Source organism: Serratia sp. CY29653 (assembly GCF_052169255.1).
GTDB lineage: Bacteria > Pseudomonadota > Gammaproteobacteria > Enterobacterales > Enterobacteriaceae > Serratia > Serratia sarumanii.
On sequence record NZ_JBJNLC010000001.1, the window covers coordinates 2590207 to 2603920 of the forward strand.

Below are 13714 nucleotides of genomic sequence, written 5' to 3' on the forward strand. Positions count from 1 at the left end.
CTTACGCCTGTTGAAATCAAGAGGGAGCTTATGTGAGCACTCAGCGTCTATTACAGGTGTTGGCACAGCAGATTGCGGCGCTGGCGGCCGAAGTGACCCCGCGCGGCGACGCCCCGATCCCGCAGGCGCGCTTCGACGCCGCCCTGTTCGCCAACCGCGGCACGCGGCTGCGCGACTACCTGGCCGAGGTGGAGAAGAATTTCGCCCAGTTGCAAAGCGCCGCCAACGACAGCCGCACCAGCCAGGTGGCCTTTCTGGCCGAAAAACTGGTGGCTCAGATCGCCGCCCTGCAGCGCGAGCTGGCCACCCAGGCGCTGCGGCGCAAGAACCAGCCGAAAGAAGCCCCTGAGGCCGATCTGTACCACAAGCTGGCCGAGCATCAGGACTACGAACGCCGGCTGATCGCCATGATTCAGGATCGGGAAAGCCTGCTTGGCCGCCAGACCACGCTGGCGGCGCAGCAAAAGCTGCAGCACGAGCTGGCGGCGCTGGAGGGGCGCCTGATGCGCTGCCGCCAGGCGCTGGCGCGCATCGAGCGCAATATCGAGCGCAAAGAAAACGGTTTTTGAAGATTTATCACAATATTTTAATGATTATTCCCGGTTGCGCGCCGGGTTCACTATACTCTGCCGGTACGCGAGTTATTCATTCCATTAATTAAGCGCAGGTGCTATGTCTCTGGAAAACGCCTCACCCGAACTGCAGCTGGCGGTAGACTTGATTTACCTGCTGGAATGCAACGAGATCGATCCGGCCACCGCGCTGGCGGCGCTGGATATCGTCAAACGGGATTATCAGGAAAAACTGCAGCGCGCCGGCGTCACCTCTCCCTATCTGCCTGCCGGACAGTAATCAGGGACAGCGCCGCTGTCCCTTTCGTCTTTCAACGCTCATCAACCCGCCGTCTGGCCGCCTTCGTCCGGCGAGCTGAGCGCGCAAATAATAAGGAAAAAAAAGCGTGTCGCGGCAGCGATGCGCCGACAAACGTGAGCGGCGCCAGAGAAGGCAGAATCAATCAGCGCTGCATGATTTAGCTTCGGATCGGTTAAGAAGCCTGAAGAGTGTCACGGCCGCCGGCGGGCAACGAACAACAAAAGCGTTGCAGCTGATGGCCCGTTGCAGCGGAATCAGAAAGTCAGCACTTTTTCCGCCGCCAGCGTCCACTGCGCCAGCTCGACCAACGTACCGATCGCCACGCCGTCCGCCAGCGGCAAGCGGCTGACGCCGCGCGCGTCGGCACAGGTCTTGCACAGCTTGACCGGCACCTGCTGCGCGGTGAGGATCTCCAGCATCTGCTGCAGGTGATACCCTTCGTGCGGCTGCTGCCCGGCCAGCCCGGCCACCACCGCATCGGACATCAGAAACAGCCGCAGGTCGAGACTGCTCTGCTGCTCTTTCATGGCGATGGCCAACCGCAGCGCATTGAACAAGGATTCATGGCCATAGGCGGCGCCATTGGCGATGAGAACGATGGATGACATGAAATCTCTCCTTATAAAGGAAGGCGGTCGGCGTCAGACGTCGCCGCGTCGGGTTTGAGGCGCAAGGTGGGGCAAAACTGCAGCATTTCCAAAAACGCGTCCACCAGCGCTTCGGCTTCGGCCCGCAGATCGAAACTTTCCGGCATAAACAGCCAGTTTTCCATCAGGCCGGTGATATAACCGCGCAGGATGATCGCCGCGCGGCGGGTATGTAAATCGGCGGGTAATTGCCCGTGGTGAATGCAGTTATACAGCACCGCTTCAATGCGTTCGTAGCCGGCGAGGTACAGCACCTTGCGCGAATCCAGCAGCGGCATCATTTCACCGACAAACTCGCATTTGTGGAATATAATTTCCATCAACGCCCGCCTACGGCCGTCTTCAACCGTAGACGTCAGAATGTAAATCAGAATTTCTCGGATAACCCGCAGTGGATTATCGGGAAACTTTGCCTGATACTCTGTTTCGAGCTGGTCAATTTTCGGCTCGGTAGATTCCCAAACTTCATTAAACAGGTCTACCTTATTCTTGAAGTGCCAGTAAATGGCTCCACGCGTAACCCCGGCAGCGGTGGCAATATCTGTCAGTGACGTTGCAGCAACGCCACGTTCAGAGAACTCTCTCACCGCAGCATCAAGGATTTGCTGTCGGGTTTCTTGCGCCTGCTGTTTGGTTTTTCGTGCCATGGCATTGTTATTTAGGGGGAGTGTGATTTACATACATTCGCGAATGTATGTACCATAGCACGCACATATAATTAACGCAGCAATGGGTTTTAAAGCTTGTGATCCATTGATCATTTTGAAATCGGACACTTGAGGTTTTTCTATGAACAAAAACAGAGGGTTAACGCCTCTGGCGGCCGTTCTGATGCTTTCAGGCAGCTTAGTGCTAACAGGATGTAATGATAAAGAAACCCAACAGCAAGGCGCCCAACAACAGGCGCCTGAAGTGGGCGTAGTCACCTTGAAGGCCGAGCCTCTCAACATCACTACCGATCTTCCTGGCCGCACCGCTGCGTATCGTATCGCCGAAGTTCGCCCTCAGGTCAGCGGCATCATCCTGAAGCGCAACTTCGTTGAAGGCAGCGATATCAAGGCCGGGACGTCTCTGTACCAAATCGATCCCGCCACCTATCAAGCCAGCTACGACAGCGCGAAAGGCGATTTGGCCAAAGCACAGGCCAGCGCTTCCATCGCACGCGTGACGGTAAACCGCTACAAGCCATTGCTGGGTACCAGCTACATCAGCAAGCAGGACTACGACAACGCCGTCTCCACCCTGCAGCAGGCGGATGCCGCCGTGGTGGCCGCCAAGGCCGCCGTGGAAACCGCGCGCATCAACCTGGCGTACACCAAGGTGACCTCCCCGATCTCCGGCCGCATCGGCAAGTCCGCCGTGACCGAAGGCGCGCTGGTCAGCAACGGCCAGGCGACCGCCCTGTCCACCGTGCAGCAGCTGGATCCGATGTATGTCGACGTCACCCAGTCGAGCACCGACTTCCTGCGCCTGAAGCAAGAGTTGGCCAGCGGCGCGCTGAAGCAGGAAAACGGCAAGGCTAAAGTGAAACTGCTGCTGGAAAACGGCACCGAATACGCACAGGAAGGCACGCTGGAATTCTCCGACGTCACCGTCGACGAGACCACCGGCTCCATCACCATTCGCGCCCTGTTCCCTAACCCGAACGATACGCTGCTGCCGGGCATGTTCGTGCGCGCCCGTCTGGACGAAGGCGTGCGCAGCGATGCGCTGCTGGTGCCTCAGCAAGGCGTCACCCGCAACCCGCGCGGCGAAGCGACGGCGTTGGTGGTAGGGGCAGACGACAAAGTTGAGCTGCGCACGCTGAAGGCGGACCAGGCGATTGGCGACAAATGGCTGGTTACCGATGGCCTGAAAGCCGGCGATCGCGTGATCGTCTCCGGCCTGATGAAAGTGCATCCGGGCGCGCAGGTAAAAGTGCAGGAAGTTGACACTCAGGCGCAAAAACAGCCGCAGTCTGAAGCGCAGAAGTCATAAAAAGGAGCCTGTAATACATGGCTAAGTTCTTTATAGACCGCCCAATTTTCGCCTGGGTAATCGCCATCATCGTCATGTTGGCGGGGGTGCTTGCAATAATGAAACTGCCTATTGCGCAGTATCCCACTATTGCACCGCCGGCGGTGAGTATTTCCGCCAACTACCCGGGCGCAGATGCCAAAACGGTGCAGGATACCGTCACGCAGATTATCGAACAGAACATGAACGGTATCGATAACCTGATGTACATGTCCTCCACCAGTGATTCCTCTGGTAGCGTCACCATTACCCTGACGTTTGAATCCGGCACCGATCCTGACATCGCGCAGGTTCAGGTCCAGAACAAACTGTCGTTGGCCACCCCGTTGCTGCCGCAAGAAGTTCAGCAACAGGGCCTGAAAGTAGAAAAATCCAGCAGCAGCTTCCTGATGGTGGCCGGCTTCGTTTCCGACGATCCGAACATGACTCAGGACGATATTGCGGACTACGTGGCGTCCAACATCAAGGATCCGATCAGCCGTTCGTCCGGCGTGGGTGAAGTGCAGCTGTTCGGTGCCCAGTACGCGATGCGTATCTGGCTGGATCCGAACAAGCTGAACAACTACCAGCTGACGACCACGGACGTGACCTCCGCCATCACCGAGCAGAACAACCAGATCGCCGCAGGCCAGCTGGGCGGCCTGCCGCCGGTACCGGGGCAGCAGTTGAACGCCTCGATCATCGCGCAGACCCGTCTGACTTCGCCGGAAGAGTTCGGCAAGATCCTGCTGAAGGTGAATACCGACGGTTCCCAGGTACGCCTGCGCGACGTCGCTCACATCGAGCGCGGCGCGGAAAGCTATGCCGTTACCGCTCGCTATAACGGTAAGCCTGCCGCCGGTCTGGGTATCAAACTGGCAACCGGCGCCAACGCCTTGAACACCGCCAAAGGTGTGAAAGATGAGCTGGCCAAGATGACGCCATTCTTCCCGCAAGGGATGAAAGTGGTTTATCCGTACGACACCACCCCGTTCGTTAAGATCTCCATCAACGAAGTGGTGAAAACGCTGATCGAAGCCATCATCCTGGTATTCCTGGTGATGTATCTGTTCCTGCAGAACTTCCGCGCGACGCTGATCCCAACCATCGCGGTGCCGGTGGTGCTGCTGGGGACCTTTGCGATACTCGCGGCGTTCGGCTTCTCGATAAACACCCTGACGATGTTCGGCATGGTGTTGGCGATCGGCCTGCTGGTGGATGACGCCATCGTGGTGGTGGAAAACGTCGAGCGCGTCATGGCCGAAGAGGGGCTGCCGCCGAAAGAAGCCACCCGTAAATCGATGGGCCAGATTCAGGGCGCGCTGGTGGGTATCGCCATGGTGCTGTCGGCGGTATTCGTGCCGATGGCGTTCTTCGGCGGTTCAACCGGCGCCATCTATCGCCAGTTCTCGATCACCATCGTGTCCGCGATGGCGCTGTCGGTGCTGGTGGCCTTGATCCTGACGCCGGCGCTGTGCGCCACCATGCTCAAACCGATCCCGAAAGGCGATCACGGGGTTAAAACAGGCTTCTTCGGCTGGTTTAACCGCATGTTCGAGAAAAGCACGCATCACTATACCGACAGCGTGGGCAACATCCTGCGCAGCACCGGTCGCTATCTGATCATCTACCTGCTGATCGTGGTTGGCATGGGCCTGCTGTTCCTGCGCCTGCCTTCCTCGTTCCTGCCGGACGAAGATCAGGGCATCCTGTTGACCATGGTGCAGCTGCCTGCCGGCGCCACCGAGTCCCGCACCAACAAAGTGCTGGAAGAAGTCTCCGACTACTTCCTGAACAAGGAAAAGGACAACGTGGTTTCGGTGTTTACCGTCGCGGGCTTCGGCTTCAACGGTAACGGCCAGAACAACGGCCTGGCATTCGTCAGCCTGAAAGACTGGGGCGAGCGTCCAGGGAGCGAGAACAAGGTCGAAGCGATCGCGGGTCGCGCCATGGGCGCATTCTCGCAGATTAAAGAAGGCCTGGTATTCCCGTTCAACCTGCCGGCGATCATCGAACTCGGTACCGCAACCGGCTTCGACTTCGAGCTGATTGACCAGGGCGGCCTGGGGCACGAGAAACTGACCGAAGCGCGTAACCAGCTGTTGGGCATGGTTGCTCAACATCCGGACGTGCTGGTGGGCGTGCGCCCGAACGGCCTGGAAGATACGCCGCAGTTCAAACTGATCGTCGATCAGGAGAAAGCCAAGGCGCTGGGCGTCAGCATCACCACCATCAACAGCACGCTGAGCACCGCGCTGGGCGGCTCGTACGTCAACGACTTCATCGACCGCGGTCGTGTGAAGAAGGTATACGTACAGGCCGACGCGCCGTTCCGTATGCTGCCGGAAGACATCAACAAGTGGTACGTGCGCGGCACGAGCGGCCAGATGGTGCCATTCTCCGCCTTCTCTTCGGCGAAATGGGAATACGGCTCACCGCGCCTGGAACGCTATAACGGCTTGCCGTCGATGGAAATTCTGGGCCAGGCCGCACCGGGCAAGAGTACCGGTGAAGCGATGAACCTGATGGAACAGTTGGCGTCCAAACTGCCAAGCGGCATCGGTTACGACTGGACCGGCATGTCCTATCAGGAACGTCTGTCGGGCAACCAGGCGCCGGCGCTGTACGCCATCTCGATTCTGGTGGTGTTCCTGTGTCTGGCGGCGCTGTATGAAAGCTGGTCCGTGCCGTTCTCGGTCATGCTGGTATTGCCGCTGGGGGTTATCGGTGCGTTGCTGGCCGCGACGATGCGCGGCATGAACAACGACGTGTACTTCCAGGTGGGGCTGCTGACCACCATCGGTCTATCGGCGAAGAACGCCATCCTGATCGTGGAATTCGCCAAGGATCTGATGGAAAAAGAAGGCAAAGGCCTGATCGAAGCGACGTTGGAAGCGGTGCGTATGCGTCTGCGTCCAATCCTGATGACGTCTCTGGCCTTCATCCTCGGGGTTCTGCCGCTGGTTATCAGCAGCGGTGCGGGCTCCGGCGCACAGAACGCGGTAGGTACCGGCGTAATGGGCGGGATGATCACCGCCACCGTCTTGGCGATCTTCTTCGTACCGGTGTTCTTCGTGGTGGTTCGCCGCCGCTTCAGCAAGAAGAACGAGGACCTGGAACACAGCCATCCGGTAGAGCACCACTGATCGCTCAGTGATATGAGCTCCACCCGATAATCGAAAAGGCCGCGCATGCGGCCTTTTTCTTTTGCTTCAGTTGCTTAATGCAAACCGTTCTCATTAATTCACTCGTGGGCGCAATTTACGCTTGATCGCGACGCCGGGTCGGTGCATAATTATTGTTATAGTATAACATTACACGAGAGAGCCATTATGAAACCCGGCATCCATCCCGATTACCGCACCGTGGTCTTCCACGACGTCAGCGCCAACGCCTACTTTAAAGTGGGATCGACCATCAAAACCGATCGCACCATCGAGCTGGACGGCGAAAGCTGGCCGTATGTCACCCTCGACGTCTCTTCCGCTTCGCATCCGTACTACACCGGCAAGCAGAAAGACTATTCCAAAGAAGGCAGCACGGCGCGCTTCCAGCAGCGCTTTGGCCGCTTTATCGGCAATAAGTAACAAGGAAATCCCATGCAGGTATTGAGTTCATTGCGTTCGGCGAAAAATCGCCACTCGGATTGCAAAGTCGTGCGTCGTCGTGGCCGCATCTATGTGATCTGTAAAAGCAATCCGCGATTCAAAGCGGTACAGGGACGTAAGAAAAAGCGTTAACTCCCCAGTGTCATCTGTCGCAAAGCCCCGTTGCTGCTCAACGGGGCTTTTTTTATGGCGAGAAAGTGCCTGCAAGCTGTCCCCCGCCGGCAGGCGGGGGCAGAGGTTACTTCATGCTGCTCAGCAGCGCGTCGACATTGTGTTTGAACGCCTGTTCATAGGTGGCCGCCGGGCCGCCCGTACGGGAGAGCGCTTCAGGGTACAGCTCGCCGCCCGCCTTGGCGCCGGTGGCGGCGGCAATCTGTTTCACCAACCGCGGATCGGTCTGATTCTCGATAAAGTAAGCGTTGACCTTTTCCTGTTTGATCTGCTTGATCAGGCCGGCCACGTCGCTGGCGCTGGCTTCGGCCTCGGTGGAAAATCCGACCGGGGCAAGGAAAGTGACGCCATACTCTTGCCCAAAGTAACCAAAAGCATCATGGCTGGTCAGCACTTTACGTTTCTGTGGCGGCACTGCGGCGAACTGGGTTTTGGCCCACAGGTCCAGCTTTTGCAGTTGCTGAATGTATTCGGCCCCGCGCTGGCGAAAATAGTTGGCATCCTCGGGATCGGCGGCAATCAGGGCGTTCATCACGTTGGTGGCGTACTGCACGCCGTTTTTCATGCTGTTCCAGGCGTGAGGATCGGTAATCGCTTTGCCGTCCTCCTCCATCTGGCGGGTGCTGATGCCCTGTGAAGCGGTGATCACCTGCCCTTTATAACCCGAAGCGCTGACCAGGCGATCGATCCACCCTTCCAGCCCCAGTCCGCTGACGAATACCACATCAGCCTGAGCCAACTTTTTGCCGTCCTGCGGCGAAGGCTCGAAACTGTGCGGATCGCCATCCGGCCCCACCAGCGTGCTGACCTTGACGTGATCGCCCCCCACCTGTTTGACGATATCCCCCAGAATGGAAAAGCTGGCGACGGCGTCGACGGTCTTCGCCATCGCCAATGGGCTGGCCAGCAGCGCAGCGACCGCCAGCGATATAGGTAAACGTTTCATACTTTCTCCTTGCAAATGGCACTTCTCAACGGCGCGCGAAGGCGTAAATGCCTCCGCGCGTTCCAAACAGGATCGAGACGAAAAAGATGACGCTGGCGCTGAGCACGATCGCCGGGCCGGCGGGCAGCGAAGCGTAATAGGACCACACCAACCCAATCAGGCTGGAAAGCGCGCCGATGCCCATCGCCGTCGCCAGCGTCTGCGGCAGATTGCGCGCCCAGAAGCGCGCGCTGGCGGCGGGCAGCATCATCAGCCCCACCGACATCAGGGTGCCGAGGATCTGGAATCCCGCCACCAGATTGACCACCACCAGCGCCAGAAACAGGCCGTGGATCAGCGCCAACCGGCGCGGCGCATTGACGCGCAGGAACGTGACGTCGAAGGACTCGATCACCAATGCACGGTACAGCGCCGCCAGCGCCAGCAGCGAAACCGAGGCGATCGCTCCGACCATCAGCATCGCCTGCGCATCCACCGCCAGGATCGAACCGAACAGCACGTGCAGCAGATCCACGCTGGAGCCGCGCAGCGAGACCAGCGTGACCCCCAGCGCCAGTGAGCCCAGATAGAACCCGGCGAAGCTGGCGTCCTCTTTCAGCGGCGTGCGGCGGCTCACCAGGCCGGACAGCATCGCCACCGCCAGCCCGGCGATAAAACCGCCCACCCCCATCGCCACCAGCGACATGCCGGAGATCAGATAGCCGATCGCCGCACCCGGCAACACCGCGTGGGACAAGGCATCCCCCACCAGGCTCATGCGGCGCAGCAGCAAAAACACGCCCAGCGGGGCGGCGCTGAGCGACAACGCCAGGCACGCCATGAGCGCGCGGCGCATAAAACCGAAAGAGAGGAAAGGATCGATAAGCCCATGCCACAGCATCATGGCGCCACCGCCCGCAGATCCGGCTGCCGTTCGGCGGCGTGATACCTCGGCACCTGTTCCAATACCCGCTCGGCCGCGCCCCAGTGGCAAGCCTGCGGCGTCAGCAACAGCACCTGTGGAAAATGCTCGGCGACCATCGACATATCGTGCAGCACGGCGATCACCGTTTTCCCCTGCCGATGCAGTTGCGCGATCGCCTGCAGCAGGATCTGCGTGGTGGCGCTGTCGATGCCGGTAAAAGGTTCATCCAGCAAAATCAGCGGCGCCGGTTGAACCAGCAGGCGCGCAAACAGCACCCGCTGCAGCTGGCCGCCGGACAGTTCGCCCACCGGGCTGCGCGCCAGCGCGCTCATGCCAACGTTCGCCAGCGCCTCATTGACCTGGCTTGCCGCACGCCTGTTCATACCGCCGAACATGCCGCTTTGCGGCCAACAGCCCATCGCCACCAGATCGCTTACCGCGATCGGGAATTGCCGATCCAACTCGGCCTGCTGCGGTAGATAAGCCCTGCGCGGTGGCTTGCCGCCGCTAAAACTCAGACTGCCGCCCAGCGGCGGCAACAATCCGGCGAGCGTTTTCAGCAACGTCGATTTCCCGGCCCCGTTGACGCCCACCACCGCGGTTAACGAACCGGCGCTGAACTGCCCGCTCAGCGGCGGGAAAAGCGGCGTGACGCCATAGCCTATCGCCAGTTGGCGCAAGGAGATCATGGCAGCGATACCGCCCAGAAGATGCCGAGCCACAGCAGGGCCAGCAGCGCAACGGCCCCCGCACAGCGCGCGGCGGCGGAGGTGGTAAACAACGAATTCAGTGACGGCGCGGCGTCATGTTGTGAAGAGGGAGTCAATGTGGTGACCAAAATGATGGGTTAATAGTTATAATATAACATCACACCCATTGCCACATCTCAAGCTATGGCGCGACAATAATGCAACGGAACGTAACAGTCCTTCGCGCAGCGGCGCTTCCCCCCGCAGCCTCCTTATCAAATCCAGGGATATTCCCATTCGGTTGAAATGTTGGCATAAGGTAAAAAACAGCGGTAAATCGAAAAATTTACCGGCGTGAGTGAAAAAGGAGTAAGATAAGCAGATAACATTGCTGTTGGCCGAGATTAATGCTTGTTACCCTTGCCTGTAACCTGGACGTCAACGCACTTTCTGTTAAAAAATTAAAGAAAGTGATTAATGACAATATAGCGGAGTTAGTGCCGGCGCTGACCAGCGGACTGAGTTTTTATTCTGAAAGCGCACGCTATGCCGAAGATTCATTAGAAATACTTGATATAGTACGACAAGGTGACGGCGATTATTCAATGAGTTATCGCTATAAGTGGGGCATTTTTAATGCCTGCCTGGATATCAACAGCGAAGATATCATCAACGACAGCGTACGGTTCCGAGTGACGGAGCGGGGTTTAATCTTCGACATCATTGATAACTCACGGCCATCAACTGCGGATGAATTGTAAGTTTACGTAATAACTGCAGGCCAAACGCGAAAAAATGATTTATATTCATTTTACGGGAAGTTTATTTAACCACCGTTAAGCTGCCTCCGTCCATGATGTAAATCAGCTTACTCACATAGTGTTATCACACCGCAATTAAGACTTACGGAGGGGATGATATGGATGAGTATTCGCCTAAGCGACACGACATTGCTCAGCTCAAATTCTTGTGCGAAAATTTGTATGATGAAGGTATCGCTACCCTGGGAGACAGTCACCATGGGTGGGTCAACGATCCGACGTCCTCCGTCAACCTGCAGCTTAATGAGTTGATCGAACATATCGCTTCGTTTGTGATGAGTTATAAAATTAAATACATGGACGAATCAGACCTGTCGGAGTTAGTCGAAGAATATCTCGACGATACCTATACGCTGTTCAGCAGCTACGGTATCAATGATTCCGACCTGCGCCGCTGGCAAAAAACCAAGGCGAGATTATTCAGAATGTTCTCAGGAGAGGACATCTGTACGACAATGAAAACTTAGGGGATAATTATTCCCGAGCTATTTTACGGTTATTAAACTAAAGGCCACCATGACTAAAACCGACTATCTGATGCGTTTACGTAAATGCACCACGATTGATACTCTCGAACGTGTTATTGAGAAAAATAAGTACGAGCTTTCCGATGATGAACTGGAGCTGTTTTACTCAGCGGCCGATCACCGTCTGGCGGAGCTCACCATGAACAAACTGTATGACAAAATCCCCACCTCCGTTTGGAAATATGTCAGATAATCATCCCCCAACGCGTTGAGCCGATGCTTTTATCGGCTTCAATGTTCAAACTGAATACGTATTTTTCCTATTGACAATGAAATGTTAATTACGTTCATTTTTATCGTTAATAATAAATAGAAACAATTCTCTGTTCCTGTCCGGGGTATTACGCCTTAACGCGATTAACGCGTGCTGTCTCTCGCACTCCCTGCTTATCGGCCACACGCGTCACGGTCATGCCGTCGCTCTTCCCTATTACCTTCGCGGCCACGCCGCCGCACTGCCTCGCCGGGCGGCGTGATCGCCCCGTAAAATCAGAGCATGCGGCGCAAAATCGCCTGCCCGGCGAAGCAGTGGTGTTTAATCACCGCCGCTATGTGCAGCACGATCATGGCCGACAGCGCGATGCACGAATAACGGTGCACGGCGAAAAAGAAGCGGTTAACGTCGAGATTTGCTATCGGGCGAGGGAAATCGATCGCGCCGAAAACGGCAAAGCCGTGCTCCAGCATAAGGAATCCACTGAGCAGCACCACGAAAATCAGCAGGTAGAATATTTCGTGCAGCAAATGCACCAATCCCTTCTCGTGCCCTTGCAGCATATCGCCATAGGGCACCTTAGGCCGGAAAAAACGCCAGATAAAGCGCGCCGCCATCAGCGGTGTCAGCACCAAGGCCAGCGACATATTGGTCACGGAGAAAAAGGCGAAGATGCGTGCATCCGTCATAAAATGCAGTGAATAACCAACGATCATTACGTAGATCATCACGGCGGCAATGCCCCAATGCAGTAACCGACTGAAAAGATCGTAACGGGCAGGTTCGTGTGACATAAAACTCCTTTAAAAGCGGCCATCGCTGGCCGCTTGGCTATCCGATTTACGCTTACTTTTTCACGACCCAGGCATCCTGCCAGTTGGAACCCACGCCCGGCTCAAAGTGAGTCGCGCCGCTGTTCCACTGCATGCAGTAACCGCTGTAAGGGAAAGGTTTGCACTGATATACCTTGCCGTCTTTCGGTTGCAGCACCGTGGTGCCGGCAGTGTATTTACTCAGCGCGTTCGGGAAGACGAAGTTATAGTCGCCGTTGCCGCCACCGCCGGTGGATTCCGCTTCCAGGTTGAAGTTTTCGATATCTGGCTGAATGCTCTGCCCGTTGTCGTTGCTGGCGATCACTTTCAGCATGTGGTGGCCTTCGCTGACGTTGCTCAGCGCCATAGTCAGCGGCTGGCTGGCGTCTTCCAGCGTCGCTTTCACATAGCCTTTTTCCGTCTGGCCGTGGTCGTAAACGCGCGCTTCAACCGTCAGTTTGCCTTTGACCTCGGCATTGAAAGTCAGCTGAGCTTTGCCGTCCTTGATTTTGGTGCTGGACAGGTTGCCGATGCGGATCTCTTCGGTGATAGCCGGGGTTTCTTCCTCATAGGAAATCACCACGCTCTTCATCGTGCTGCCCTGCTTGGCGTAGACCGCGTTGTTGCCAAACACCGGATTGACGTTGCCTTTGCCGTCTTTCACCCCGGCACGCACCGCTTTCTGTTCGGCGTTGATCTTGCTGGCCAGCGCGTGACCCCAGCGGTTTTTGTCGGTCAGCGTCTCACTGTCGATCGCCAGTTCGGTTTTCATCGTCAGCACTTCACCGTCCGCATCGAAGAAGCGGGCAATCACCTTGTCGCCAACCTGCAGGTTTTTACCGGTGAGGGAACCTTGCAGCTGCTTGCGCCATTCCGACACGACGCCGTCGTCTTCGAAGTTGACGTCAACCACCTGATAGAAACTGTTTACCGTGTCATTGATTTCCCACACGCCGTAAATCACCTGATAGCCGGTTCTCTCCGGCACCACGCACTGGTGCACTTCGCGATCTTTTGGCGGCTTGGCATGGCCATCAATCTCGCAGAACGGCTCTTTTTCGAAGGCCTCGCGCGACAGCGGCTTGTTCACGTCCCAGTCCTGTTTGGTGATGTAGTAACGCCAGTTATTGGTTTTGTGCTTGGCGGTGTGGTACCAGGTAAACGTCTGTGGCCCCGGCTTCATGGTATTCAACGCCCAGACGTTGACGCCCTGGCGATCCAACGACTCGAAGCCGTTCACCCCGCCGCTGGCCAGCTGGCCGTCGAGCGGCGTCGCGCCGCCAGGGAAGCCGGAAACCTGCTCGACGCTCTGCGGTTCCCACTGCGCCCGGCCGCAGTCGGTGTTGCTGCCCAGCTTGCACTTGTAGGCGCGGCTCTCGGGCACTTCGATATAACCGTGCGACCAGGCGGCCGAGGAGGCCGCGAGCGTTGCCATCATCAGGGCGATTTTGGATAATTTCATTACGACTCCAGTTAAATTTATTGGATTCCAACTGAGTGAGAAGAA

Annotated in this window: 16 protein-coding genes; 9 read left to right on the forward strand and 7 right to left on the reverse strand. The window is 57.1% G+C overall.

Annotated features, from left to right (window positions below; translation table 11 throughout):
- Positions 1 to 32: 32 nt before the first annotated feature.
- Both priC and rsmS read left to right on the forward strand, forming a co-directional pair.
- On the forward strand, positions 33 to 569 hold the full coding sequence (gene priC, locus ACJ8HN_RS12515) for a primosomal replication protein PriC (RefSeq protein ID WP_033637350.1): 537 nt from the start codon (positions 33 to 35) through the stop codon (positions 567 to 569).
- A gap of 103 nt (positions 570 to 672) precedes the next feature.
- Positions 673 to 852, forward strand: a complete 180-nt coding sequence (gene rsmS, locus ACJ8HN_RS12520; RefSeq protein WP_016928837.1) for a pleiotropic regulatory protein RsmS — start codon at positions 673 to 675, stop codon at positions 850 to 852.
- A 275-nt stretch (positions 853 to 1127) separates the two neighbouring features.
- Here rsmS and ACJ8HN_RS12525 read toward each other — a convergent pair whose 3' ends face one another.
- Together ACJ8HN_RS12525 and acrR are read right to left on the reverse strand one after the other, a co-directional pair.
- On the reverse strand, positions 1128 to 1481 hold the full coding sequence (locus ACJ8HN_RS12525; protein ID WP_033647269.1) for a DsrE/DsrF/TusD sulfur relay family protein: 354 nt from the start codon (positions 1479 to 1481) through the stop codon (positions 1128 to 1130).
- An 11-nt stretch (positions 1482 to 1492) separates the two neighbouring features.
- Positions 1493 to 2167 (reverse strand): multidrug efflux transporter transcriptional repressor AcrR, encoded by a 675-nt coding sequence (gene acrR / locus ACJ8HN_RS12530; protein WP_033637348.1) that lies wholly within the window; start codon positions 2165 to 2167, stop codon positions 1493 to 1495.
- A gap of 142 nt (positions 2168 to 2309) precedes the next feature.
- Between acrR and sdeX the strand changes: the two genes are divergently transcribed.
- From sdeX to ykgO, 4 genes are all read left to right on the forward strand, one after another.
- Complete coding sequence (sdeX, locus tag ACJ8HN_RS12535; protein ID WP_033637347.1) at positions 2310 to 3497, forward strand: multidrug efflux RND transporter periplasmic adaptor subunit SdeX; 1188 nt, start codon at positions 2310 to 2312, stop codon at positions 3495 to 3497.
- 17 nt (positions 3498 to 3514) lie between these two features.
- Entirely contained in the window at positions 3515 to 6661 is a 3147-nt protein-coding gene (gene sdeY, locus ACJ8HN_RS12540) for a multidrug efflux RND transporter permease subunit SdeY (RefSeq protein WP_033637346.1), read from the forward strand.
- Positions 6662 to 6847: 186 nt separating this feature from the next.
- Complete coding sequence (locus ACJ8HN_RS12545; RefSeq protein ID WP_004940303.1) at positions 6848 to 7102, forward strand: type B 50S ribosomal protein L31; 255 nt, start codon at positions 6848 to 6850, stop codon at positions 7100 to 7102.
- A 12-nt stretch (positions 7103 to 7114) separates the two neighbouring features.
- Positions 7115 to 7255 (forward strand): type B 50S ribosomal protein L36, encoded by a 141-nt coding sequence (gene ykgO / locus ACJ8HN_RS12550; RefSeq protein ID WP_442523480.1) that lies wholly within the window; start codon positions 7115 to 7117, stop codon positions 7253 to 7255.
- Positions 7256 to 7361: 106 nt separating this feature from the next.
- On the opposite strand, the gene ACJ8HN_RS12555 is transcribed toward ykgO, so the two are convergent.
- From ACJ8HN_RS12555 to ACJ8HN_RS12565, 3 genes are read right to left on the reverse strand one after another with little or no spacing between them, the layout of a single operon-like run.
- Entirely contained in the window at positions 7362 to 8240 is an 879-nt protein-coding gene (locus ACJ8HN_RS12555) for a metal ABC transporter substrate-binding protein (protein ID WP_041033680.1), read from the reverse strand.
- Between the two features lie 25 nt (positions 8241 to 8265).
- Entirely contained in the window at positions 8266 to 9123 is an 858-nt protein-coding gene (locus ACJ8HN_RS12560; RefSeq protein ID WP_033637343.1) for a metal ABC transporter permease, read from the reverse strand.
- Positions 9120 to 9833, reverse strand: a complete 714-nt coding sequence (locus ACJ8HN_RS12565) for a metal ABC transporter ATP-binding protein (RefSeq protein WP_033647273.1) — start codon at positions 9831 to 9833, stop codon at positions 9120 to 9122. The genes ACJ8HN_RS12560 and ACJ8HN_RS12565 overlap by 4 nt, the downstream gene beginning before the upstream one ends.
- 407 nt (positions 9834 to 10240) lie before the next feature.
- On the opposite strand from ACJ8HN_RS12565, the gene ACJ8HN_RS12570 reads away from it, so the two are divergent.
- The 3 genes from ACJ8HN_RS12570 (at position 10241) to ACJ8HN_RS12580 (ending at position 11374) form a co-directional block, all read left to right on the forward strand.
- Entirely contained in the window at positions 10241 to 10594 is a 354-nt protein-coding gene (locus ACJ8HN_RS12570) for a hypothetical protein (RefSeq protein ID WP_033653245.1), read from the forward strand.
- 158 nt (positions 10595 to 10752) lie between these two features.
- On the forward strand, positions 10753 to 11121 hold the full coding sequence (gene tomB / locus ACJ8HN_RS12575; protein WP_004940312.1) for an Hha toxicity modulator TomB: 369 nt from the start codon (positions 10753 to 10755) through the stop codon (positions 11119 to 11121).
- A 49-nt stretch (positions 11122 to 11170) separates the two neighbouring features.
- Positions 11171 to 11374 carry an HHA domain-containing protein gene (locus ACJ8HN_RS12580; RefSeq protein WP_004940313.1) on the forward strand — a complete coding sequence of 68 codons (204 nt, stop codon included), beginning with the start codon at positions 11171 to 11173 and terminating at the stop codon, positions 11372 to 11374.
- A 296-nt stretch (positions 11375 to 11670) separates the two neighbouring features.
- Here the strand turns inward: ACJ8HN_RS12580 and ACJ8HN_RS12585 are convergent, their stop codons facing one another.
- Together ACJ8HN_RS12585 and gbpA are read right to left on the reverse strand one after the other, a co-directional pair.
- Positions 11671 to 12189, reverse strand: coding sequence for a cytochrome b (locus ACJ8HN_RS12585; protein WP_043146740.1), 519 nt, complete (start codon positions 12187 to 12189; stop codon positions 11671 to 11673).
- A gap of 52 nt (positions 12190 to 12241) precedes the next feature.
- Positions 12242 to 13669, reverse strand: a complete 1428-nt coding sequence (gbpA, locus tag ACJ8HN_RS12590) for an N-acetylglucosamine-binding protein GbpA (RefSeq protein ID WP_103829786.1) — start codon at positions 13667 to 13669, stop codon at positions 12242 to 12244.
- Between the last annotated feature and the right edge of the window lie 45 nt (positions 13670 to 13714).

Bases quoted from the DNA above. Each gene is read 5' to 3' on its own strand.
- rsmS (WP_016928837.1), top strand. From the start codon at position 673: ATGTCTCTGGAAAACGCCTCACCCGAACTGCAGCTGGCGGTAGACTTG.
- ACJ8HN_RS12525 (WP_033647269.1), bottom strand. From the start codon at position 1,481: ATGTCATCCATCGTTCTCATCGCCAATGGCGCCGCCTATGGCCATGAA.
- acrR (WP_033637348.1), bottom strand. From the start codon at position 2,167: ATGGCACGAAAAACCAAACAGCAGGCGCAAGAAACCCGACAGCAAATC.
- sdeX (WP_033637347.1), top strand. From the start codon at position 2,310: ATGAACAAAAACAGAGGGTTAACGCCTCTGGCGGCCGTTCTGATGCTT.
- sdeY (WP_033637346.1), top strand. From the start codon at position 3,515: ATGGCTAAGTTCTTTATAGACCGCCCAATTTTCGCCTGGGTAATCGCC.
- ACJ8HN_RS12545 (WP_004940303.1), top strand. From the start codon at position 6,848: ATGAAACCCGGCATCCATCCCGATTACCGCACCGTGGTCTTCCACGAC.
- ykgO (WP_442523480.1), top strand. From the start codon at position 7,115: ATGCAGGTATTGAGTTCATTGCGTTCGGCGAAAAATCGCCACTCGGAT.
- ACJ8HN_RS12555 (WP_041033680.1), bottom strand. From the start codon at position 8,240: ATGAAACGTTTACCTATATCGCTGGCGGTCGCTGCGCTGCTGGCCAGC.
- ACJ8HN_RS12560 (WP_033637343.1), bottom strand. From the start codon at position 9,123: ATGATGCTGTGGCATGGGCTTATCGATCCTTTCCTCTCTTTCGGTTTT.
- ACJ8HN_RS12565 (WP_033647273.1), bottom strand. From the start codon at position 9,833: ATGATCTCCTTGCGCCAACTGGCGATAGGCTATGGCGTCACGCCGCTT.
- ACJ8HN_RS12570 (WP_033653245.1), top strand. From the start codon at position 10,241: ATGCTTGTTACCCTTGCCTGTAACCTGGACGTCAACGCACTTTCTGTT.
- tomB (WP_004940312.1), top strand. From the start codon at position 10,753: ATGGATGAGTATTCGCCTAAGCGACACGACATTGCTCAGCTCAAATTC.
- ACJ8HN_RS12580 (WP_004940313.1), top strand. From the start codon at position 11,171: ATGACTAAAACCGACTATCTGATGCGTTTACGTAAATGCACCACGATT.
- ACJ8HN_RS12585 (WP_043146740.1), bottom strand. From the start codon at position 12,189: ATGTCACACGAACCTGCCCGTTACGATCTTTTCAGTCGGTTACTGCAT.
- gbpA (WP_103829786.1), bottom strand. From the start codon at position 13,669: ATGAAATTATCCAAAATCGCCCTGATGATGGCAACGCTCGCGGCCTCC.